This is a genomic window from Streptomyces sp. NPDC026538 (assembly GCF_055567535.1).
Genome location: NZ_JBVHQG010000008.1, coordinates 349,458 through 372,150, shown reverse-complemented (window position 1 = coordinate 372,150; position 22,693 = coordinate 349,458). Strand labels below are relative to the sequence as shown.

The 22,693-nt window shown below is 69.5% G+C and carries 19 protein-coding genes and 1 pseudogene; 4 read left to right on the top strand and 16 right to left on the bottom strand.

Features of this window, described 5'->3' with window-relative positions:
• Positions 1-79: 79 nt before the first annotated feature.
• The 4 genes from ACZ4N4_RS31255 to ACZ4N4_RS31240 all read right to left on the bottom strand — a co-directional run bounded on the left by ACZ4N4_RS31255 (position 80) and on the right by ACZ4N4_RS31240 (position 4,310).
• A complete protein-coding gene (locus tag ACZ4N4_RS31255) occupies positions 80-709 on the bottom strand; it encodes a hypothetical protein (RefSeq protein ID WP_467595041.1) in 630 nt (209 codons plus the stop codon).
• A gap of 310 nt (positions 710-1,019) precedes the next feature.
• Positions 1,020-1,607, bottom strand: coding sequence for a TetR/AcrR family transcriptional regulator (locus ACZ4N4_RS31250; protein WP_467595047.1), 588 nt, complete (start codon positions 1,605-1,607; stop codon positions 1,020-1,022).
• Between the two features lie 221 nt (positions 1,608-1,828).
• A complete protein-coding gene (locus tag ACZ4N4_RS31245) occupies positions 1,829-3,340 on the bottom strand; it encodes an MFS transporter (RefSeq protein WP_467595044.1) in 1,512 nt (503 codons plus the stop codon).
• A gap of 340 nt (positions 3,341-3,680) precedes the next feature.
• Positions 3,681-4,310: a hypothetical protein gene (locus ACZ4N4_RS31240; RefSeq protein WP_467595041.1), complete on the bottom strand. Its 630-nt coding sequence runs from the start codon at positions 4,308-4,310 to the stop codon at positions 3,681-3,683.
• Positions 4,311-4,750: 440 nt separating this feature from the next.
• Here ACZ4N4_RS31240 and ACZ4N4_RS31235 point away from each other — a divergent pair, with 440 nt between their 5' ends.
• Positions 4,751-5,278, top strand: a complete 528-nt coding sequence (locus ACZ4N4_RS31235; protein WP_467595038.1) for a hypothetical protein — start codon at positions 4,751-4,753, stop codon at positions 5,276-5,278.
• Between the two features lie 308 nt (positions 5,279-5,586).
• Here ACZ4N4_RS31235 and ACZ4N4_RS31230 read toward each other — a convergent pair whose 3' ends face one another.
• From ACZ4N4_RS31230 to ACZ4N4_RS31210, 5 genes are all read right to left on the bottom strand, one after another.
• Positions 5,587-6,204, bottom strand: a complete 618-nt coding sequence (locus tag ACZ4N4_RS31230; RefSeq protein WP_453580262.1) for a malonic semialdehyde reductase — start codon at positions 6,202-6,204, stop codon at positions 5,587-5,589.
• A 147-nt stretch (positions 6,205-6,351) separates the two neighbouring features.
• Positions 6,352-8,367, bottom strand: a complete 2,016-nt coding sequence (locus tag ACZ4N4_RS31225; protein ID WP_467595035.1) for an acetoacetate--CoA ligase — start codon at positions 8,365-8,367, stop codon at positions 6,352-6,354.
• Between the two features lie 16 nt (positions 8,368-8,383).
• Positions 8,384-10,006, bottom strand: coding sequence for a bifunctional 3-(3-hydroxy-phenyl)propionate/3-hydroxycinnamic acid hydroxylase MhpA (mhpA, locus tag ACZ4N4_RS31220; RefSeq protein ID WP_453580264.1), 1,623 nt, complete (start codon positions 10,004-10,006; stop codon positions 8,384-8,386).
• Positions 10,003-10,941, bottom strand: a complete 939-nt coding sequence (locus tag ACZ4N4_RS31215; protein ID WP_453580266.1) for a fumarylacetoacetate hydrolase family protein — start codon at positions 10,939-10,941, stop codon at positions 10,003-10,005. Before ACZ4N4_RS31215 ends, mhpA begins: the two co-directional genes overlap by 4 nt.
• Complete coding sequence (locus tag ACZ4N4_RS31210) at positions 10,938-12,083, bottom strand: VOC family protein (protein ID WP_453580269.1); 1,146 nt, start codon at positions 12,081-12,083, stop codon at positions 10,938-10,940. The genes ACZ4N4_RS31215 and ACZ4N4_RS31210 overlap by 4 nt, the downstream gene beginning before the upstream one ends.
• Positions 12,084-12,220: 137 nt before the next feature.
• On the opposite strand from ACZ4N4_RS31210, the gene ACZ4N4_RS31205 reads away from it, so the two are divergent.
• Together ACZ4N4_RS31205 and ACZ4N4_RS31200 are read left to right on the top strand one after the other, a co-directional pair.
• Complete coding sequence (locus ACZ4N4_RS31205) at positions 12,221-12,856, top strand: TetR/AcrR family transcriptional regulator (protein ID WP_467595032.1); 636 nt, start codon at positions 12,221-12,223, stop codon at positions 12,854-12,856.
• A 274-nt stretch (positions 12,857-13,130) separates the two neighbouring features.
• Positions 13,131-13,487, top strand: a pseudogene (locus tag ACZ4N4_RS31200) (ATP-binding protein); the annotation flags it as partial.
• Positions 13,488-13,591: 104 nt separating this feature from the next.
• Here the strand turns inward: ACZ4N4_RS31200 and ACZ4N4_RS31195 are convergent.
• Together ACZ4N4_RS31195 and ACZ4N4_RS31190 are read right to left on the bottom strand one after the other, a co-directional pair.
• Positions 13,592-14,638: a zinc-binding dehydrogenase gene (locus tag ACZ4N4_RS31195; RefSeq protein ID WP_351704445.1), complete on the bottom strand. Its 1,047-nt coding sequence runs from the start codon at positions 14,636-14,638 to the stop codon at positions 13,592-13,594.
• 133 nt (positions 14,639-14,771) lie between these two features.
• On the bottom strand, positions 14,772-17,993 hold the full coding sequence (locus ACZ4N4_RS31190) for a bifunctional cytochrome P450/NADPH--P450 reductase (protein ID WP_467595030.1): 3,222 nt from the start codon (positions 17,991-17,993) through the stop codon (positions 14,772-14,774).
• A gap of 416 nt (positions 17,994-18,409) precedes the next feature.
• Between ACZ4N4_RS31190 and ACZ4N4_RS31185 the strand changes: the two genes are divergently transcribed.
• Positions 18,410-19,066 (top strand): TetR/AcrR family transcriptional regulator, encoded by a 657-nt coding sequence (locus ACZ4N4_RS31185; RefSeq protein ID WP_467595026.1) that lies wholly within the window; start codon positions 18,410-18,412, stop codon positions 19,064-19,066.
• A gap of 112 nt (positions 19,067-19,178) precedes the next feature.
• Here ACZ4N4_RS31185 and ACZ4N4_RS31180 read toward each other — a convergent pair whose 3' ends face one another.
• The 5 genes from ACZ4N4_RS31180 to ACZ4N4_RS31160 all read right to left on the bottom strand — a co-directional run bounded on the left by ACZ4N4_RS31180 (position 19,179) and on the right by ACZ4N4_RS31160 (position 22,424).
• Positions 19,179-19,901 carry an alpha/beta fold hydrolase gene (locus tag ACZ4N4_RS31180; RefSeq protein WP_467595024.1) on the bottom strand — a complete coding sequence of 241 codons (723 nt, stop codon included), beginning with the start codon at positions 19,899-19,901 and terminating at the stop codon, positions 19,179-19,181.
• Between the two features lie 51 nt (positions 19,902-19,952).
• The gene (locus tag ACZ4N4_RS31175; protein ID WP_467595021.1) at positions 19,953-20,750 is read right to left on the bottom strand and encodes a TetR/AcrR family transcriptional regulator; all 798 of its coding nucleotides are present in this window, start codon (positions 20,748-20,750) and stop codon (positions 19,953-19,955) included.
• Between the two features lie 572 nt (positions 20,751-21,322).
• Entirely contained in the window at positions 21,323-21,652 is a 330-nt protein-coding gene (locus ACZ4N4_RS31170; protein WP_453580286.1) for an NIPSNAP family protein, read from the bottom strand.
• A 70-nt stretch (positions 21,653-21,722) separates the two neighbouring features.
• Entirely contained in the window at positions 21,723-22,142 is a 420-nt protein-coding gene (locus ACZ4N4_RS31165; protein WP_467595018.1) for an SsgA family sporulation/cell division regulator, read from the bottom strand.
• 27 nt (positions 22,143-22,169) lie between these two features.
• The gene (locus ACZ4N4_RS31160) at positions 22,170-22,424 is read right to left on the bottom strand and encodes a hypothetical protein (protein WP_467595015.1); all 255 of its coding nucleotides are present in this window, start codon (positions 22,422-22,424) and stop codon (positions 22,170-22,172) included.
• Between the last annotated feature and the right edge of the window lie 269 nt (positions 22,425-22,693).

Sequence of the window (22,693 nt, the reverse complement as noted above, 5' to 3'; positions counted from 1 at the left end):
ACTGTCTTGCGCGGACGGAGTCGTCACGCGGGTCGCGGAGGGGGCGGGGGTGTTGCCCCCTCCGGGGGTGTGGGGTGGGTCAGCTGGCGGCTTGGGCGAGGAGGGGCTGCAGGGCCGGGTGCTGGAGGGCTTCCTCGGCGGCGGGGTCGTCCAGGACCTGCTGGAAGGCGGTGTTGATGCGGTGGGCCTTGGTGATCTCGGACATCGTCAGGGAGCTGACCGGGTTCCAGTAGGCGGCGGCCTTGTGCTGCCCGTCCTGCAGGATCTGCCTCATGCCGGCCATGTTCGCGATGATGTGCTCCTCGAAGCCCTCGCGGGTCTTGTCGCCGGTGAGCGACTCAAGTCCGCCGGACCTCTCGATCCACGGGGCGATCTTGGTGTCCCACTCGACGGTGTGCTGCATCCAGTCCACGAAGTGCTCGAAGCCGACGGTCAGGAACGCGTCGTCGATGTAGGGCTCCCACTCGGTCTCGAAGGTGGTGGCCCACAGCAGCTCCGTGCCGTTGTTGAAGAGCACGTGGCGGGTGTCACGCAGACCGGTCTTGATGGTGGCGGCCATGGGGCCCTGCGCCAGGGCGTCACACATCCGCCGGCAGGCCGCCGCCACCTCCGCCTCGTGCCCCGGCTTGACGTGGAAGTACGTGGCCATCTCGGAAACGACGCCGTCGGTGGCGCCCTTGCCCGCCTTCTTCGTGGTCGTAGCGGTCATGGTTTCCTCCATTGGGGACCTTGCGCGCGAATGCGAGGGCATCCGCGGCAGCTGCGGACAGTCAGGGGATCCGTGTTCTCACGACCCCTCATGTGAGACAGATTGACTCACAGAGCATCTATGAGTCAACTTGTCTCAAAGTGGCCTGCGTCACACCGGTTCAGTTCACAGGTGCACGGTGATCGGATCGGATCGGCGGCACCACAACGGTTACAGGGCCTCGCAACTGTTCACCGGAGCGAAGGACTGCCGCCTCGATCAGCCCCGGCCCAGCGGCGGACGTTCGGCCGCGCCGGGGACTCGACGAATGCTAGGACCAGCCCCGCATGGCGGCATCGACGACGACGTTCACGGTGTCACGCCCCAGGCGGTTCCCGGCGAGAAAGCGCTCGAAGAACAGGGGGCCCGCGGTGGCCATGGCGAAGGTTTCGGGGGTGACGTCGGGCCGGAGTTGGCCGCGTTCCACGGCCGCGGCGACAGCGGGACGCAGAGCGTCGGCGATCTGGTTCAGCAGCGACTCCCGGAGGCGGCGCATGCCTTCGTCGTGCCGCGAACCGCCGAGGATCGCAGCAAGGACGGCGCCGGCCTGCTCGTCGTCCCACCGCTCGGCAAGCACACTCAGACGGTGAACGAGCTCCGCTCGCGGATCATTGCCCGACGCGGCCCGAAGTTCCTCAGGCATCGGAGGCAGAGGCGGCATGCCGGCTTCCAGTGCGGCGAGGCGGAGGTCGAGAAGACCGGGCCAGTGCCGATAGACGGTGGCTCTCCCGACGCCGGCACGGGTGGCCACCGCCTGATGCGTCACGGCCTCCAGCCCGCCCTCCGTGAGCAATGCCGTGGCCGCCGCGACCATGGCCTCACGGCTGCGCAACAGGCGCGGATCGGTTCTGTCTTCCACCTCGTCGACCCCTTCCGTGAGACAGTGCGGTGCACAGCCTACTATGGGACATTCTGTCTCAAAAAGGGGCGGCGCTCCTCAGAGAATCCGCACGACTCCCCCGGCGCCGCCCGTCAAAGGTACCCGGACACTTCCCCCTCTGGATTATTCGTGCACGGCAGCTGTCGGAGCAGGTGACTGCAGCCCGGGCCGCGCCTCTCCCGGACCGCCCAGTTCGTCGGTCACATGTGAAGGACGGGCGCGGCGTTCTCGTCCTGCCGCGGCACGCCGCGGCGGTAGAGCAGGGCGGTCACGCCCAGGCCGATGACGAAGATGGCCGCCGACCACCAGTAGGCGGTGGAGTAGCCCTCGAGGCCGGCCTGGGCCAGGACGCCGGGGTCCTTGGGGTTGCGGCCGGAGAGGTAATCGGTGACGGCTTCGGAGGCCATCGTGCTGAGCAGGGCGACACCGATGGACCCGCCGACCTGCTGGACGGTGTTGACGGCGGCGGACGCGGCGCCGGCGTCAGCCTCGGCCACGCCGGAGGTGGCCAGGCTCATCGCGGGCGCGATGACCGCGCCCAGCCCGATGCCGACGAGCACCAGCTGCGGCACCACCTGCGTCAGGTATCCGCTGTTCGAGTCCAGCACGGTCATCCAGACCAGTCCGGCGGCCGCTGTGGCCATGCCCACCGGTACCACCGGCTTGGGGCCTACGCGCGGCACCAGGACGTTGGCGGCGACGGCGGAGGCGGACGACGATGCCACGATCATGGGCAGGAAGGCGAAGCCGGTCTTCAGTGCGCTGTAACCGAGGCTCTGCTGCAGGTAGTAGGTCAGGAACAGGAACACGCCGAACAGGCCCGCGCCGCTGACGAAGAGGGCGGCGAAGGAGGCGCCGCGGTTACGGTCCAGCAGGACCCGCAGGGGCAGCAGCGGATACGCCGCCCTGCTCTGTCGCCAGACGAAGAGTGCAACCAGCACGGCACCGGCCACCAGCACGCCCCAGGTCGTCACCGAACCCCAGCCGTGCGTCTCGGCGTTCGAGAAACCGTAGACCAGGCAGAACAGGCCGGCGGAGACCAGCAGGGTGCCGGGGACGTCGAGCTTCGAGGACGTGTCTCGCGGGGTGCGGCGCAGCAGGACTGCACCACCGACGAACGCCACCACCGCGAAGACCACGTTGACGTACATGGTCCAGCGCCAGTCCAGGTACTCGGTCAGCAACCCGCCGAGGATCAGGCCGATGGCTCCACCCGCTCCGGCGACGGAGCCTGCCACGGTGAAGGCCTTCGCACGCTCGCGCGGTTCGGTGAAGGTGGTCATCAGGAGCGACAGCGCGGACGGGGCCAGTAGCGCGGCGAACAGCCCCTGGACCGCGCGCGCGGTGACGAGCATGCCGAAACCGTTCGCCGCGCCTCCCCACATGGACGCGGCCGCGAAGCCGGTCAGGCCCACCAAGAAGGTCACCTTCCGCCCGACCAGGTCTGCGACCCGGCCGCCGAGCAGCAGCAGGCTGCCGAAGGCCAGGGCGTAGGCGGTGACCACCCACTGCCGGTCGGCGTCCGAGAAGCCCAGGTCGCGCTGGGCGGACGGCAGCGCGATGTTCACGATGGTGCCGTCGAGGACTCCCATCAGTTGGGCAAGGGAAATGACCATCAGAATCCACCGGCGGCGCCGGCGTGACGGGTCGACAGACGAATTCTCAGGTGCGGTCTCGGCGCCGCGAGCGGCGGCGATGGCGTTCTGTGTCATGAGGACAGCGCTCCAGGCGGCGGACGGGGGTATGGCGGAAAGAGGCAGGGACAGCAACGGCCGGAGAGATCAGGTACGGCTGCGGGACGGCGTGGCCGCCCCGGTGAAGGGGACCGCGACGGGGCAGGCGGGAGGGTGCCGTCGGGCCCCTCCCACCTGCCACGCGGGCGCGGTCAGGAGTCGCTGATTCCCAGATCAGTGGCCGCCTGGTCTCACCCAGTCGTCGTGGCCTCGGTCGTCGGTGGACCGGATGGAGGCGTGGTCGTACCGCTTCGAGTCGTGTCATACCGAGGTCGCGGAGGGGGCGGGGGTGTTGCCCCTTCCGAGGGTGTGGGGTGGGTCAGCTGGCGGCTTGGGCGAGGAGGGGCTGCAGGGCCGGGTGCTGGAGGGCTTCCTCGGCGGCGGGGTCGTCCAGGACCTGCTGGAAGGCGGTGTTGATGCGGTGGGCCTTGGTGATCTCGGACATCGTCAGGGAGCTGACCGGGTTCCAGTAGGCGGCGGCCTTGTGCTGCCCGTCCTGCAGGATCTGCCTCATGCCGGCCATGTTCGCGATGATGTGCTCCTCGAAGCCCTCGCGGGTCTTGTCGCCGGTGAGCGACTCAAGTCCGCCGGACCTCTCGATCCACGGGGCGATCTTGGTGTCCCACTCGACGGTGTGCTGCATCCAGTCCACGAAGTGCTCGAAGCCGACGGTCAGGAACGCGTCGTCGATGTAGGGCTCCCACTCGGTCTCGAAGGTGGTGGCCCACAGCAGCTCCGTGCCGTTGTTGAAGAGCACGTGGCGGGTGTCACGCAGACCGGTCTTGATGGTGGCGGCCATGGGGCCCTGCGCCAGGGCGTCACACATCCGCCGGCAGGCCGCCGCCACCTCCGCCTCGTGCCCCGGCTTGACGTGGAAGTACGTGGCCATCTCGGAAACGACGCCGTCGGTGGCGCCCTTGCCCGCCTTCTTCGTGGTCGTAGCGGTCATGGTTTCCTCCATTGGGGACCTTGCGCGCGAATGCGAGGGCATCCGCGGCAGCTGCGGACAGTCAGGGGATCCGTGTTCTCACGACCCCTCATGTGAGACAGATTGACTCACAGAGCATCTATGAGTCAACCTGTCCCAAAGTGGCCTGCGCCACCAGACTCTCGATCAGGGAACCGGATCCGGCGAGTTACTCCTCGGCGCCATGGGCACCGCATTGGGCATTTCTGGACATTCTCTGATATCACTGTACTTCCATACATCGTATGGAACGTAGCGGTGGGCCTCGCCGGAACGGCGGCCTCCGTTTCGACTGATGGCCGCCGGCCACGCCCTCACGAGGGGTGAACTCGCCGATACGGCTTCGACATAGACGGGCGCACCGCATCACCGGCACAGAAGTCGCCGGGTTTGCGGACGACGCCCATACGAAGGAGATAACCATGAGGAAGCTCACGAAGCGCATTTCTCTCGCTGCCGCCTCCGCCGCGGTCGCGGGTGGCGCCGTTCTCGGCGCCGGGGGCACCGCCTCAGCCGCGGTCTCTGAGTCTGCGCACGTGCAGCGCCCGGCCGTCGGCGTCGAGGCCGACGACCACCGCGGAGACCGCGGTGTCGCCTACCGGCACACCACCGCAGAGGACTACCGCCAGGACGGACACCGCGCCCGACAGCACAGCGACCGCTTCGCCGACTCGGACCGGTACGACCGCCGCGGTCACTTCTACTACTGGGACGACGAGGACCGTTGCTGGAAGCACGACAGGAACCACCGCGACTACTGGGACCGGTACGACCGCGACTCGAACCGGTACGACCGCGACGGGGACCGGCACGACGACAACTCGAGTAGGTCCGACGACTACTGGAACCGGTACGACCACGACTCGAACCGGTACGACCGCGACGGGGACCGGCACGACGACAACTCGACTAGGTCCGACGACTACTGGAACCGGTCCTACAACGACTGAGCCCGCGACAACTGGCGAACCCGGCGCCGTCGGCACGGGTGGGCTCAGACCGTGCACGTCGCCGTGACAACCGCCGACGGTAGGGAGGCGGTCGCTGATCTCCGGATCGGTGACTTCTGACCGCACCCGGGAGGCAGGCAGGAGGAGCCCGACGGCACCCTCCTGCCTGCCCCTGTCGGCATTCCGGCCGGCGCCGGGCAACAGGCCTACGGACAGCGGGCGATGCGTGAGAAATGGGCGCCGGTGCTCAGCGGAGCACCGGCGCCCATGGCATGGCGCCTCTCCCCCACCAGGCGGCCGCAGTGCCGTCAGGCCCAGGCGACGGCGTCCTCGACGGGCACGCGGGGCAGCCGCGGGAACCACGGGTCGGCACCGGGGTGACCGATGTTGACCACCAGTTGCGAGCGCCAGCTGGTACCGGCGAAGAACTCCTCGTCCACGCCGGCCTTGTCGAAGCCCGCCATGGGACCGGCCGCGAAGCCCGACGCGCGGACCGCGAGCAGGAAGACTCCGGTCTGCAGTGCCGAGTTGTAGGCCGCCATGCTCGCGCGCGCGTCGGTCTGGTCGGCGAACGCCGCTCGCAGCATGTCGCCGCGGGCCGGGAAGACCGTCGGCATCTGCTCGTGGAAGTCGAGGTCGTACGCCAGGATCGCGACGGCCGGCGCGCTGAGCGTCTTGGCCCTGTTGCCCTCGTCGAGATGCCGGACGAGTCGCTCCTTGCCCTCGCGGGTGCGTACGAAGAGCGCGCGCAGCGGCTGGCCGTTGGCGGCGCTCGGCGACCAGCGGGCGAGTTCCCAGATCATGGCCAGTTCGTCGTCGGCGACGGCCACCTCGGCGAAGGTGTTCGCGGTGCGGGCCTCGGTGAACAACACCTTTCGTCCGGCGTCGTCGAGGACGTCGAGGGCCAGCGGTTCACGGTCGGTCATGCTCATCATTTCTCTCTTGCTTCGGTTGTGTGTGGTGCCGGGGCGGGCTGACCGCCCCGGCACCACCCCCTGGGGACGGGGTCTGCGGAGCCGGGCAGGGCACATGGACCCGGTGCTGTCACGTGGGCCTGGGTCCCCCGGCCGACGTCATGTGTGCGCTGACCGCTTGTTCCGCTCCGCGCCCAGGCGGGCGAAGTAGGCGATCAGGTCGGGATCGTCGACGGCCTCGGGGTTCAGGACCTGCTCGGCGGGGGCGCCCTGGAGGAGGCGCTTGACGGGAACCTCGAGCTTCTTGCCGGTCTTCGTGTGCGGGAGGGCCGGTACGGCGAGGATCTCGTCGGGGACGTGGCGGGGTGAGGCGCCGGTGCGGATGGCGTCGCGGATCTTCTCGCGCAGGGAGTCGTCCAGGTCGGCCCCGTCGGCGAGGACCACGAAGAGCGGCATCCAGTAGCCGCCGTCGGCTTGCTCCGCGCCGATGACGAGAGCCTCGGTGATCTCCGGGAGGCGTTCGACGACGTCGTGGATGTCGGCACTGCCCAGGCGTACGCCGTTGCGGTTGAGGGTGGCGTCGGAGCGGCCGTGGACGATCACCGAGCCGTGCGAGGTGAGGGTGATCCAGTCGCCGTGCCGCCAGGCGCCGGGGTAGGCGCAGAAGTAGGCGTCTCGGTAGCGGCTGCCGTCGGGGTCGTTCCAGAAGTACAGCGGCATGGACGGCATGGGCCGGGTGACGACCAGTTCACCGACCTGGTCGAGGACAGGGGTGCCCGTCGCGTCGTAGGCGGCCAGGGCCACGCCGAGGCTGGGGGCGGACAGCTCCCCCGCCCAGACGGGGGTCGTGGAGGCGCTGCCGGCGAAGCCGGAGACGATGTCCGTGCCGCCGCTGGTGGAGGCCAACTGGACGCCGGCGCCCACGTGGTCGCGGACCCAGGGGTAGGCGGAGGCGGGCAGAGCGGAGCCGGTGCAGCCGACGACGCGGATGGCCGACAGGTCGTGCACGGAAGGTTCGATGCCCAGCTTGGCCATGGCCAGCAGGTACTGGGGACTGGTGCCGAAGACGGTGACCTTGTGACGGGCCGCCAGCTCCCACAGGACGTCCGGACGCGCCTGCGGTACCGGGCTGCCGTCGTAGGTGCAGGTGGTGGCTCCGGTCAGCAGGGTGGAGACGACCAGGTTCCACATCATCCAGTGGGTGGTGGTGTACCACAGCAGGCGGTCCCCGGTGCCCAGATCGGTGTGCAGGCCGAGCATCTTGAGGTGTTCGAGCAGGACCCCGCCGTGCCCGTGGACGATGCCCTTGGGCAGGCCGGTGGTGCCGGAGGAGAAGACGACCCACAGGGGGTGGTCGAACGGCACCGGGGCGATGGTGAGGTACTCGACACGGCTGACCGCGTCCTCCCAGAGAACCCTCAGCCCCGAGTCCCCGCCCTCGGGCCACTCAAGGCCCAGGTGGTCCACGAGCACCGTGGCCTTCAGCGTCGGCAGGGCGGCGGCGAGTTCGAGCGAGGCGGCGCGGCGGTCGTGGGCCGTGCCGTTGAAGAGGTAGCCGTCAGCGGTGATGAGCACCGTGGGTTCGAGCTGGGCGAAGCGGTCGGCGGCGGCCCTGGGCGCGTAGTCCTGGCCGCACACCGACCACACCGCGCCCAGGCTCGCGGTGGCGAGGAAGGCGATGACGGCGTGGGGGGTGTTGGGCAGATAGCCCACCACCCGGTCGCCCTGTCCGACGCCCAGGTCGCGCAGGCCGGCGGCGACGGAGGCGACCCGGGCGCGCAGTTCCCGGCCCGTGATCTCGTAGCCGGCCCCGGTCTCGTCCAGGGCGGTGATCGCGGGAGCGTCCGGCCGCAGGTTGCGCAGCGCGTGATGGACGTAGTTGAGGGTGGCGCCGGGGAACCAGCGGGCGCCGGGCATGGTCTCCTCGTCCAGCACCCGCTCGTACTCGGTCGTCGCGTCGACGTCGAAGTACTCCCACACCGCGGCCCAGAATCCTTCGAGGTCGGTGACGGACCACTGGTGCAGGGCTCGGTAGGCCGTGGGGTCCTGGAGCCCTTCGGCGCCCCGGTGCCGGGCCGCCCATCGGGCGAAGTCCGCGATGCGGCTACGGGCGGCCGACTTCGGGTCGGGAGTGAAGAAGGGTTCCGTATACGGCTCGGGGTGCGGGGTGGTCATGGTGTGGTGCTCCTCGTCAGGCGGGCCGGGCATCGGCGGTTCGGCGGGCCGTGTGCAGCAGGGGGGCCCAGGCGACGGTGTCCGTGAAGTCGCCGGCGCCGGCCGGGACGGTGTCCATCACGACGCGGTCGGGGCGCAGCAGGACGGCGTCGGCACGGCCGCGGGCCAGCCAGCCGGCCAGGGTGCCGTCGTCGCCCAGGTCGTCGACGCGAATCGTCGGGGCGCCCAGCGCCGTGGCCACGACCGTCATCTGCGCTGTGGGTGGCACAGCGGTGAGGACGGCGAAGGAGTCTCCGAGGACGTCGTCGAGACGCACTCGCCGGCCGTCGTACCGCACCCAGGGCTGCGGGCAGAAGGTGCCGGCCAGCACGCGGCCGGTCAGTCTGGGCCGGCGCCGTACGAGTGGACCGGCTGTCAGTGCGGGACTGAGGTCACGGCTCACCGCCGCGGTCACACCGGGGATCCGGCAGGCCGTGCCCACGACCGCCCGGCGGAACGCCGCGCCGCGGTCCTGTCCGCCGGTCATGGCCCAGCCGACGGCGACCGCCACCCGGATCACATGGCGGGCGTGCGGCTTGCGTTCACGTTCGTAGGTGTCCAGCAGCCCCTCGTTTGCACCCCGTTGGAGCACCCGGGCGAGCTTCCAGGTGAGGTTCTGGGCGTCGCGCAGGCCCGCGCACAGACCCTGCCCCACGAAGGGAGGGGTGAGATGGGCGGCGTCGCCCAGCAGGAAGACCCGCCCCCTGCGCCACCGGTCGGCAAGACGGGCCCGGAACGTGTACTGCGCCTGCCGTATCACCTCGAAGTCACCGCCCCGCGAGGCGTCGGACGGCAGGTCCACCCAGGGGGCGACCAGTTCGCGAAGGCGCTCCCATCCGTCCGGCCCGTCCAGGTTCTGGTCGTCGGCCAGCCGGAACTCCCAGCGGTAACGGTCCTCGCCAACGCGCATGAAGGTGGCCGGCCGGGTGGGCGAGCAGATCTGCTCGGCGCCTTCCCAGGTGCGCACAGGGCGGCTGGTGCGCACGTCGATGACCCGCCAGCTCTCCTCGAAGTGCAGGTCCTCCCACACGGCGCCGATGGCGTCACGGGTGAGACTGCCCGCACCGTCGCAGCCGAGTACGGCATCGGCCCACAGGTGCTCCTCCTCGTCGCTGCCGTCGCGACGGAAAGTGACCCGGACGGAACCCGTCGGATCGTTCGGTCCATCGGTGTCACGTGCGACGGACTGGGTGAGGGACACGACCTCCACCCCACTCCACAGCTCGCACTCAGGGCGACGCGCCAAGGCGTCACGCAGCAGGCGTTCCAGCTCGGGCTGGTCGAACATGCTGGTCTGGGGGAAGCCGTGGTGGCCGTGCGTGGACCGCGGGAATTCGGCGATCACCCGGCGCCCGTCGTCCAGCAGCCGCAGTCCGGGCGCCGGTCGCGCGAGGGCGGCGAACTCCTCGTGTACCCCGGCGCTCTGCAGGATCCGGCGGATCTCGTCGTCCACGACGACGGCGCGCGGCAACGGGTAGATGTCCCGGTGCCGTTCCAGTACGACGCTGGGCACTCCGTGCCGGGCGAGCAGCAGGGCGGCCGTGACCCCGACGGGTCCCGCACCGATGATCACCACCGGTTTCCGGGATGCAGCCTTCATGGCGCGTCCGTAACGGGGGTCCGCTGCTCGCCGAGGTCGATCCGTCCGTCCGCGGTGGCGATCGTTGCGGTGATGAGGTCACCGTTGCGCAGGTACTTGGGGTTCTTGGCCTGGCCCTTGAAGAACGCCTTCCACTTCAGTGCGGGCGGCAGCAACGCGGCGATCTTCTCGGCGGCCTTGGGCGGGGCCTTCAGGGCCGTGCCGCCGGGAGTGCCGGTCAGCAGCAGGTCGCCCGGGTCGAGGGTCTGGAAGCGGGCGAGCAGGGTGAGTGCCTGTGCGGGCCGCACGATCATGTCGGCCAGCGTGCGGTCCTGGCGTGACACGCCGTTGACCGACAGCCGCAGCCGCAGGTTCAGCAGATGGGTGAAGTCCTCGGGCTCCAGCAGAGCCAGGTACGGACCCGTCGGTGTGAAGGTCGGATAGGACTTGCTCTCGTAGAACTGGGTCTTGGTCAGCTGCACATCGCGGGCGCTGACGTCGTTGGTCAGGACAAGGCCGGCGACGTAGCGCGGCAGGTCCTGCTCCTCGACGACGGTGCCCACGGGCAGGGCCGCGCCCATGACGAGGCCGAGTTCCACCTCGTAGTCGAGGAACTTCACGTGCGCGGGACGGATGATCGCGTCGTGGGGGCCGCCGACCGAGCCGGACGCCTTGCGGAAGAAGGTGGGCGGGATGTCGCCGGTGAAGCCCGAATCCTTGGCGTGGCTGCGGTAGTTGACCATCTGGGCGACCACCCGGCACGGGGTGGTGACCGGCGGCAGCACCACCAGGTCGGCGACGGGCGTGCCACTCTCGGTGGAGGCGGCGGCCGCGTGGACCGCGTCCCGGTCGGCGAGCAGTTCGGCGGTGGTGACCGCCTTGGTCTCGACGCGAACGGCGCGTTCGTCCCGGACGACCCACCAGCCGTCGGCGGTCCGCAGAACGTTGGTGCTCATGAGCTCATCGCTTTCATCAGGCCCAGCAGGCGTGCCGGGTCGAGTTCGTTGTCGCCACGCAGGGCCGTCATGACCTCGCGCAGCTTGGCGGGGGAAGGGGTGGCGCCCAGGAAGTCGCGGGTGACCGGCGGACCCCACTGGGCCAGGCCGCTCGCCGACATCGGTGCCCAGCCGGGCTCCAGGTCGCAGGAGAAGAGGTCGCCGTCGGCGAAGTGCTCCAGCATGAAGTGGTCGGGGTCGCGCCAGTAGTCGAACAGCTGGCTGCCCTGGATGTGCCGGCCGATGCCCCAGCTGCGCTGGTAGCCGCGCTCGGCCAGGTATTCCCCGCCGGCGGCGATCGCGTCGAGGTCGGTGACCTGGTAGGCCGAGTGGACGTAGCCGCTTCCGGGTCCGAGGTGCAGGGCCAGCGTGTGATGATCGACGGCCACGCTCCCCTGGTCGCACCGGATGAACGTCATCGTCGGCCCGCGCCCGCGCTGCCCGTCCAGGAACAGGAAGTCGGACACGATCATCCCGAGGGTGTCCAGGTACCAGTCCAGGGTGCGGGCGAACACCCGCGTTTCCAGCACCACATGGCCCAGCCGCTGGATACGGGACGGCTCGCGGGGCGGGCGCTGGGTGGCGTTCGTACGACGGTGATCGGTACCGAAGTTGAGGATCAGCGGCTCCTGCTCGGGCAGCGCGGGCAGCTGCTCGGCGCAGTGCACCACCCGGACCGGCAGGCCCGAGGGATCGAGCAGGGCGACCGACTGCCCACCGCCCGGTACGCCGATGTCCCGGACCGTACTGCCGGTGGCCCGGGCCAGCCGGTCCAGGTCGGCCCGCTCGGCCGCGCGGAACGCCGGTCCGATGAACCGGGACGCCCGCCCCCGCCGGATGACCATGCACGGTGAGCCCGCGAAAGTGCCGCGCAGCCACAGCTCCCCCTCGGTGCGGGCGGCGATCGCGAACCCGAAGTCACGGGCGAAGACCTCGGCCCGGTCCAGATCCGGCTTCTCGAACTCGAGCCAGGCCAGATCCGCAACCTTGATCAAGGGATTCCGGGAGCGTCCGGGGTGCTCGCCGCGCAGGGCGCCCTGCTCACTGTGGAGGTCCTGGTGGGGCGTCTGGGGAACGCCCTTGTTAACGGGGGTGTGGGACATGGTGTCCTCCAAGCAACACTGCTGTAATGAGGAAATCATCAACTTTGCCGTTCCTCACCGTCAATAGGCTGGACCCAAATAATTGATAACCTCATCAGTAATGGCAGACTCATCGCGGCGGTTGTTACACTCGCGGTATGCCGACGTCAGCCCCGCCCAAGAACCGCTTCGAGCGACGCCGAGCCGAGACCCGTCAGGCGCTCGTCCGCGCGGCCCGGCAGATCCTCGCCGAGACCGGCGACACCAGCGCGAGCATCCAGGCCATCGCCGAGCGCGCGGACGTCGGATTCGGCTCCTTCTACAACCACTTCGAGTCGAAGACCGAGCTGTTCGACGCCGCGGTGACAGACGCCCTGGACGAGTTCGGGCAGGTCATAGACGAGCGCGTAGAAGGGATCGACGACCCGGCCGAACTCGTCGCCGCGGGCTTCCGGCTCACAGCCCGCATGGCCGACTCCCACCCCGAACTCATGCGGATCCTGCGTGACCGCGGCCTGGCCTACATCCACTCCGACCGCGGACTCGCCCCGCGAGCCCTGCGCGACCTGGAGAACGGCATCGCCTCGGGCCGCTTCACCTGCCGCAACGCGACGACCGCCCTGTCCGCCTTGGGCGGCACCCTGATGTCCCTGGTGGCACTGCGGCTGGCCCGCCCCGAGCTCGACGGGGACGAGGCCGCCTCCGACCTGGCCGAGATGGTCCTGCGCATGCTCGGCGTCCCTCCGGACGACGCCCATCAGGTGACCCGGCGGCCGCTGCCCGGACACCGCTGAGCCGGAGGCGGCCGGCTGAGGCCTCGCCGCCCACCAGGGCGGCGTGACGTCGTGGGTCTGGACTTCACCGCGGACAGTCTCCTGTCCCGCGCCGCGCATGAACTCAGCCCGCGAGCGGACGAGCTGATCCACGACGTGAAGCAGTGTCTCGACGCGAGGTCCCCGACCTGTGGGACGAACCGGACATCGCACCGATGACGGCGGAGAACGTCGCCGAGCACGTCGTCGCCCTGCTCTTCGGCATCGAGCACCACACCGAGCCAAGGCGGATCGATCCGCCGGCTGGGACGTGGAGGCCGATCCCGCCGTCGTCTCGCGAGCCAGGGCGAACGCCTCCCGGCAGCTGACCACCTGGGGGCTGGACGGACTCGGCTTCACCACCGAACTGGTCGTCAGCGAACTCGTCACCAACGCCATCCGCTACGGCCGGTCCCCCATCCAGCTGCGTCTCATCCACGCCCGCACCCTCCTCTGCGAGGTCTCCGACGGCAGCAGCACCGCCCCGCACCAGCGCCGCGCCCGGGGCTACGACGAGGGCGGCCGCGGCCTGCTTCTGGTCTCCCAAGTCACCGAGCACGGGGGCACACGTCACGCCCGGCACGGCAAGACGGTCTGGGCGGACTGCGCCCTGGGCGCGCCGGAACACCGGGAAACCGCGGGCGCCGGTGCTCCCTCTAGCACCGGCGCCCGCTCACCCCTGCCCGGGGTGGTCTTGATCCGCTTTCTCTTCAGTTGTCAGGGGACGAGGATGAGGCGGATCGGGTCGCCGATCTTGTTCTCCAGCCGGTTGACCGCGTCGGCGGCTTCGGCGAGCGGGATGTGGTCGGTGATGGACGGGGCCAGGTCGAGACGACCGACCTCGGCCAGCCGGACCAGCTCGGTGACGGACTCGGGGGTGCCGCCGTAGTGGCCGCGCACCTGCTTGCCCAGATAGTTGAAGGTCAGGCCCTCGCTGATGGTGATCGGCCTGGGGCTGATACCGACCAGGATGAGCACGCCGTTCAGGCCGAGCACGGTGGCGGCCTGCTCACGGACCGCCGGCACGCCGGCGCAGTCGAAGGCGAAGTCCAGACCCCGCCCGCCGGTGGCCGCGCGGACCTGGTCGGCGAAGTCGGAGGCGGCCGGGTCCAGGGCGAAATCCGCACCGAAGGCCAGGGCACGCTCCCGAGCTCCGGGCAGCGGGTCGACGGCGATGATCGGCGCTGCGCCCGCCAGGCGGGCGACGCGGACGTTGTGGGCGCCGACACCGCCCACACCCCAGATTCCGACGGACTGTGCGGGGCGCACCCCCGCGGTGGCGACGACGGCGGCGTAGGGGGTGGAGACCGCGTCGGGGATGATCGCGGCCTGGTCGAAGGGAAGGTTGTCGGGGATGGGGATGAGGGTGTCCTCGCGGGCGACGGTGTACTGGGCCCAGCCGCCGTCGTAATCGATACCGGCGGTGAGCATCTGGGTGCAGGGGCGGCGGCGTACGCAGCCGGCGCACTGGCCGCAGGTCTTGCCGGCCTCCAGGGTGACGCGGGTACCGACGGTCAGGCCGCGCTTGAGGTCGGGGCCGAGAGTGTGGATCACACCGGCCATCTCGTGGCCCACGGTGACCGTGTCGGAGGTGGCGAACAACGGGACGAGGGAGCCGTCCAGGAGGTGGACGTCCGAGAGACAGACGCCTGCGGCCTTGACCTCGATGAGGACCTCGCCCGGGCCAGGCACGGGGACGGGGACCTCTTCCACGGCGAACTTCTTGCTGTCCAGGTGGAAGCGTCCGGCGAGCATGGTGTCCATGGTGCTCTGCTTTCTGTGAGCGGCACTCCCGGCGGTTCGGGCCGACGGGGGCCGTGGGGTGCATCGCGGGTGAGTGGTGGCCGGGGGCGTGCGGGGCGGCAGATGCGCCGCGCGCCCCCGGCGTCTGGAGGGGTCAGGCGAAGACGTCCTGCTGGTAGCGTTCGTCCGCTTCCAGTTGGGCGAGCCACTGCTGGGCGGCTTCGTCGTCGCTGCCGGTGTTCCTGCGGTAGATGGCGGCGAGCGCCTCACGCACGGCGGGTGCCATGCGACGACCGTCGCCGCAGACGTAGATGTACGCGCCGTCCTGGATGGCCTGCCACACGGTGTCGGCGGCGCCTGCGATGGCGTCCTGGACGAACCGGGCCGGGTGTCCGGTCACCGCGGAGAAAGCGGTGTGCACCTGGGCGATCCCGGTCTGCTCCCAGTCCTGCATCTCCTGCCGGTAGAAGTAGTCGTGCTCCGGGTGACGGCAGCCGACGAAGACCTGGGACAGACCTACCTGGGTGCCGTTCGCATACTGGTGGGCACGCTCCTCCAGGAAGCCGCGGAGCGGCGCGATGCCGGTGCCGGGGCCGATGAGGATCAGCGGCGTGGCGGGATCGATCGGCGGGGCGAAGGTCGGGGAGGGCACGCGCACGTAGCCGTAGAAGACGTCCCCGGGATTGAGGCCCGCGATGTAGGAGGAGCAGGTGCCGCGGTACCGGCCGTCGCCGGACAGGGCCGGCCCTTCCAGCAGACCGACGGTCAGCCGCACGTGCCGGGGATTGGCCAGCGGGGCGGAGGAGATGGAGTAGAACCGCGGGCGGATCGGGCCCGTCATCTCCAGGAAGACCCCCAGCGGCAGTTCGACCGCCGGGAAGCGCTCCAGGAGGTTGAGCACGGAGACGCGCTTGCCCAGGACCTCGCTCTGGTAGCGCTCCTCGGCCTCGGCGGTGTCGGCGGTGTAGGCCTCCAGCTGCGGCCGGGTCCACGGGCAGTCGGTGTGCTGGGCCAGCGTCTGTATCTGCGAGCGGGTGGCCACGTCCTGCAGCTCCACGAACTCGGTGAACAGCAGGCCCGCTGTGACGGGTGTGCCCACCGGGAGGTGCGTGCGGCCGCCCGCGGGCTGGTCCAGGCGCAGGACCTGGTCGCGGTCGACGCCGAGCCGCGCGAGGACCCGGGCGACCAGCTGCGGCTCGTTCTTGGCGAACACGGCCAGGTGGTTGCCGGTGTCGTAGGTGACACCGTCGGGGAGTTCGATGGTGATGGACTTCGCGGCCGGGCGCGGCGGCTCGATGCTGAAGTCCCACAGCCCGGTCGCGTCGCTGACCAGTTCCTCGTTGGCCACGACCGTGAGGGGGTAGGCCTGCTCGGAGACGATCGCGGGGCGCACCTCGGCTTCGGTGAGCAGCTGGACCTCGAAGCGCGGGCCGGTGGTTTCGGAGGTGTCGGCGGCGTACTCCTCGGCCAGGGTGGTCCACAGGGTGTCCATCCAGCGGGTGGCCATGCCGTCGAAGTCACCGGCGGCGTCCGCGATGCCGCGCTCGATGACGCGGGTGGCGCCGGCGGCCAGCAGGCCTGCCTCGATCCGCTTGGGGAAGCCCTGGTAAGTCGCCACCCACTGGGTGTTGCCGGCCCCCAGCAGCGCGAACCGCACGTTGGACAGCGAGCCCTCCGGGAGTCCGGCGGCGAGCAGGTCGTCGAAGCGCTGCGCGTTGTCCGGGGCCTTGCCGTTGTAGCTGGAGGCCACGACGACGAGCAGGCCCTCGGTGGGCAGGTTGTCACCCAGCTCGTCCAGACCGACCAGAGTGGTGCCGAATCCGGAGCGCTCACCGCGGTCGGCGATGGTGCGCGCCAGGTCCTCGCACGAACCCAGGCTGGAGCCGTAGGCGACGGTCAGGTTCACCCCGACACCGCTGACCGCGGCCTGCGCCCCCGTGTCGTCGGCCTGCGGGTCCACCGCGCCGAACACGGCCCGCTCGTGCTCCTGACGGGCCCGCACGGTCAGTTCGAAGCCGCCGGGCTTGCGCGTCAGCGCCTCCTTGACGTCCATCTTGTAGTCGTCGGGGTCGGCGAACTTGAACTTCTGCAGCACCAGCGCGAGGGCAAGACGGGCCTCCGTGAGCGCGAACTGCCGGCCGATGCAGGCACGCACGCCGTTACCGAACGGCTTGTAGGCGTGCGGGTGGTGGTTGACCCGGTTCTCCGGCAGCCACCGGTTGATGTCGAACTCCTCCGGCCGCTCCCACGCCTTGGGGTGGGTGTGCAGCGGACCTTCGAGGATGTTGACCCGCGCTCCCTTCTTCAGCCCGTAGCAGCCGCCGATGACGGTGTCCTCCAGCGGGGACTTGCCGATCATCGGGATGGGAGCCCACAGGCGCAGGGTCTCCTCCAGGATCCGCGGGATCACGTCCATCTGCATGATCGTGTCGTAGTCCGGGACCGTGTCGCCCGGCAGCAGCCGGTCCACCTCGGCGTAGGCCTGGGCCAGGATGTGCGGGTTGCGCATCAGCGAGTACGTGGCGAACGACAGCAGACCGCTGGTGGTCTCGTGACCGGCGATCAGGAACGTCAGCACCTGGTCACGGACGTTGTCGTCCTCCAGCCCCTTGCCGGTCTCCGGGTCCGTGGCCTCCAGCATCAGGCCCAGCAGGTCGTCCTCACCGGTGCCCTTCCCGTCATGGCGCTCCTTGATCACGTTCTCGACCAGGTCCCGCATCAGCCGGATGTTCTCGCGGTACTTCCTGTCATCGGCCTTGCGCATCTTGGTCATCATCGGCAGCTCCTGCGAGCGCCGCAGCGACTCGACCAGCGCCTGCAGCAGCGCGTTGAGGAAGGGGTGCAGATCCTCCTTGGCGAAGGAGTCGAACCGGTAACCGAACCCCGTCAGGGCGATGGTGTCCAGGGTCAGCCGGGTGTAGTCGTCGGTGATGTTGACCGGCCGGCCCTCCTTGCGCTCCCACTTGCCCACCAGGTTCTGGGCGATCTCCAGCATCTGCCCGAAGTAGCCCTTCATCGCCCGCTGGCTGAAGGCCGGGAGGAGGACTCGGTGCGCCATGCCCCATTCCTCTTCGTGCTGGTGGGCCGTGAACAGGGCGGCTCCCGCGTAGTCCCGGACGTGCGCCAGCGGCGTCTTGTCGATCTGCTTGAAGAACCGCGTCTCGTCGCAGACCTCGGCCACCAGGTCCGGGTCCCAGACGAAGACCTGCTCGATGCCGGCGATCTCCATGCCGTAGAGCCCCTCGGGGAACTGCTTGGACAGCCTGCCGAAGTACTCCACCGGGTTGGTGCTGGGGATCTGCGGCGTGTGGCCGAAGAGCGGGACCCCCCGCGGAGACCGGATGGGCCGCAGGTCGGTCTCGGGCTGTGTGGTCATGGCTGGCTCCTTCAAGGGGAAAGGCGGGCAGGGCGCCACTCGGTGTCGCGGGGCGCCGGTACGGCGGCACCCGATTTCCATACGCCGTATGGCTTCAGTAGTACCATACGACGTATGGAACTGCAATCGCCGGTCCGGGGTCGGGAATCAGGAATGTCCGGCCCTCCAGGGGCGGGGTCGCTCGCGCAGTGCGGTGGGCATCAGGTTCGGGCGCTTCCTCGCGGCGGCACCTCCGTGCCGCGCTCGCTCACCCGTCGTCAGTCCGCGAGATCGGGCAAGGCGGGTGCGCCGGGGGCGGGGCGACCTCGTCGCCCGCCAGGGCCACCCAGTCCGGGACTGTCGGCGAAGCCGGAGGGACGGGGGCTGAAAGCGGTGACATTGCCCCCACATCGGCAAAGCCTGGTACCGTACACCGTATGGCGACTGAACGGAAGCCCCCTCGGGGCACGAGAAAGAGGGACGTACCACTCACCAAGGACGGCATCCACGCCATGGCGTTGCAGCTCATCGATGCCGACGGGGTCGAGGCGCTCACCATGCGCAAACTCGCGACCGCGCTCGATGCGAACCCCATGTCGCTGTACCACCACGTGCCGAACAAGGACGCCGTGCTGCGCGGCGTGGCCCACCGGGTCGGTTCACAGTTCAGCGCGGAGGACCGGGGAGACATCCCCTGGCAGGACCGACTGCGTGAACTGGCCCGGGACTTCCGCGAACTGTCGCACCGTCACCCGAAACTGATGGGGTATTCCTTCACGCGCCCCGACTACGTGCAGCCCGAGGACCCCTTCTGGCGGGCGCTGGTCGACATCCTGGCCACCGCGAAACTGCCCGAAGAGGAGATTCCGCGTGTCGCCGCGACCCTGGTCGGCGTGTTCACGGGTTTGCTGCTCAGCGAACTGAACGGGGCACTGCAGCGGTGGGCCACTCTGCCACCGGCACCGTCGGGCCCCGACGAGGAAGAAGCGCCCCCGCCCTCCCAGGACGTGATCGACACCATGTTCGACTCCACGCTGGACGCGGCGGTCGCCGGAGTGGAGAACCATGTCGCACGAGCCCGCCAGAGGGTGTGACGGAAGCAAGACGGCTCCGGTGCGGCGGCGAGCGGTCCGGCGGCGGCTCGCCCCTCGGTGTCAGCGGCGCCGAGGGGCGGCCCGGTAGGCGAACCCGAGGGCTGCCACCTCGCTATGCAGTCCAGTGCGCCTCCAAGGCCGCAGCGACCTCGGCCGGCTTCTGGACTACCGTCCAGTGGTTGCAGTCCAGCTCGACGACCCGCGACGCCCGCACGGCTCCGCCGAGCTTTCCGGCGAACTCGACCGGACAGGCGGGGTCGAGCGTGCCCCAGAAGACCAGGCACGGCGCAGAAAGGTTCGCCAGTTCCGGCTCCCACTGCGCACCCACCGTCTCGGCGGAACGGTACAGCTTGAGGATGCTGTCCCTCATGGTCCCGTCCACGCGCAGAACCATGTCCCCGGCCACCTCAGCCGGGACATCGAAGTGCTCCATCAGATCCTTGGCGAAGGACGCCGGGTGGAGTTCGTCCATGAACCGGTTGCCCTCGACCGGATCCTGCCAGATCTTGGCCAGCGGGTGCCAGACGTAGTCGGCACTGACCGGAGCGCTGCTGCCGGCCCACGTACGAACCAGGTCGGGCCGCAGGGAAGCGACGCGCGCGGTGAGGATGCAGCCCCAGTCATGGCCGACCAGGTCCACCGGCTCGCCCACCCGCTCCAGCCGTTCGATGAGCCAATCGACGTACTCCTCCTTGGTGGAGCCGAAGCCGGGCGGCCGGGGCGTGCCGAAGCCGGGCAGATCCCAGGCCTCGACGTCGCTCCGGATCAGATGTCGGCGCACGCCGTCCCACACACGGTGGGTGTCGGGGACGCCGTGGATCAGAATGGCAGGCATGGCTGAACTCCCTTGTCACTGAACAAAAACAGCATGTCCTGGCTTTGGTCCTCACTCCTCTTTCAGGTCGAAACCGGCCGCCATGTCCGAGACGGGATTCCCCGGGGACTCACCTTCGCAGCGTGCGGCCGGTGGTCGGAGTTGACGGGGGACACGTCCGGAGGCACGCGGGGAGCTCTGCGGGGGCCGGACGTCGCGCCCAGCGGCGGGATCGGCCGCGAGTCGGCTTTCCATGCCGCTGATGATCGTGTCCAGCACCAGGCGGAACATCCGGTCCTCGCCAAGGCCCTCGTTCGTCGGCCCGCCCTCGCCGGAGGCGGGCGTGGTGGGCTGGAGGTTCGACCACCGGTGGAGCGCGCCGTTGAGCTCGGCGATCATCACGCCGATGACGACGGCGCACACGAGGGCGGCGAGCTGCGGGATATCCGACTGCGGAACCCCGGCGGCGTCCAGCACGGCGGTGAGTGCGACCCAGAAGGGATCTTCGGGCTGGATGAAGTCCGGCTGACTGAACGAGTAGGCCATGAGGTTGGGATGGCGGTGTGCCAGCGCCCGGAAATCCGTGGCAAGCAGGCGCATGCGCTCCTGCCAGGGGGCGTCCTCCAGTGTCACGGTGCGGAACCGGGCGCCGACCATTCTCGCCACGCCATGCACCAATGCCTCCTTGTTCGGGACGTGGTGATACAGCGACATCGGGTTCGCGTCCAGCGCGGCGGCGAGTTTGCGCATCGTGAGCGCCTCGACCCCGTCCGCGTCGATGAGCCGCAGTGCGGAGGCGCAGATCCCTGCCTCGGTGAGAGGCACATCCCTCTTCCGAGTACCTCTGGGGGTACGCTTCGCTCTTTCCATACAACGTATGTTATCAAGCCGCGGGCCGGCGAAAAGACTCGCCACCCGTGGTGGCCGTCACCCCTGCGGCCCTGTGAACGGGCACCCGAACGGGAGGGACGGGCCGCGATTCCTCGTCCCCTGAGGTCACCTGCGGCCCGCGGTCGGGCGGGCCGAGGCCGCGACGCACGAGGAGGCACCCATCCCGTCCGGGAAGGCCCTCACCATGCGGCCCGCCGCTGATGCGCGAACCGCTGCGGCTGGTCCGGGCGACCGATCCGTGGCCGACCTGATGACGCACGCCGTCCGGGCGACCGAACCGTGCGGCCGACCTGAGGACGCACACCGTCCGGGCGACCGAACCGTGCGGCCGACCTGAGGACGCACACCGTCCGGGCGACCGAACCGTGCGGCCGACCTGAGGACGCACACCGTCGGCGGATCCCCGTGCGCGCTCTGCGCGCGACAGGCCGCCCCGAGCACCCCGCCCTCACCCTTGCCGCTGGTTCGCTCGCCTGGACGGTGCACATCGACTGCGGCCTCGTACGGCCCCGGGACACGAGAGCCGCGGACTTCGGCGGGCTCGGTACCCCTCACCGCAAAGGCGAGTCGGCGGTGGGCGTCAGCAGGGACTCGGCGACACCGACGATCTGACTGATGTCGAAGCCCTCCATGTCCGCACGGAATTCGGGGCTGGAGAGGTACGCCTCCAGCCTCTCCTGAACGTCGTCGGCGTCCCGGTAGGAAACGAGGGCGTACAGCTGGGGCGCCTCACTCCCGGCGGCCGCGGACACCGTCCAGACGCCATGTGTGGCGATCCTGTGCTTGGCCATACCGGGAATGTGCTTGGCCCAGATGTTCTCGTAGGCGACGAGCGCCTCAGGGCCGCGCAGTGTGTAGACACGAAGCTGGTACTGGGACATGAATACTTTTTCCTTCTCTTCCGTCGCCGGGACAAAGATCCCCAGCGGCACGATGGTTGGGAGGCTTCTCTCAGCCCTTCGCGAACAGGTTCGCCAGTTCGAGCTCCCAGTTGATGCGCCCGGACTCGGTACCCCGCGGCACCAGCGCCTCCGTGTCCTCCAGGAAGGTCCTGACGTCCCGCACGGGAACCTCGAGCAGGGCGGTGCCCGCCGGAGACCCGAGGACGATGTACATCACCTGGTCGCCGCGGCCGACACCCGGCCAGACCCGGATGTCCCCACACCCTGCGGAGCCGGTCAGGCCATCGGCCAGAAGATCACGCCCCAGCACCCATTCGGTCGGCTCGTCAGTGCCGGTGAAGAAGACGGCACGGACGACATAGGGATCACTGGACTCGTACCGCAGGCTCATGCGCATGGACAGCGAGCAGGTACGCGAGATGACGAGTTCTACGGCCACCCCCTGTATGACGGTCTTCAAGGACTCCATCGATTTCCACTCCCGACCGGGCGGTGTTCAGCGACTGCTGATCTCGTCGGGGCCGGCGTAGCGCCAGCCATGGATCTCGTCCCAGGAGTAACCCAGTTCGAGCAGGTAGCCGACACCGTGGTCCCAGCGGTAGTCGCCGACGTTGACACTGACGGCCGGACGCTGGACGTGCGCGGATGCGGAAGTCGCGGCCGAAGCCGCACCCCCGGCACCAAGCACAGCGGCACTCGCGACCGCCACGGAGGAAGCGGTGACGGCAACGCGCCTCGTGAGCTTCTTCATGATCTTCCTTTCCCGATGGGGTGCGATCCGCACCAGGCGGCTGCATCAGGCGATATGCGACACCTGGCACGGTCGGGCAACTTTTCCATACGACGTACGGAACTACCTTCTCAGGTTTACCATACGTCGTACGGAAATGTCGAGGCGCCAAGAAAGGCCCGCACGACCTGCCCCGTCAGCAAGATCGGCGGCTCACCTCGCGATCACATCGGTGGGCTTGATCAGTTTCGGGGGCTTGACGATAAAGCCGTCGTATCTGACTATTCCAT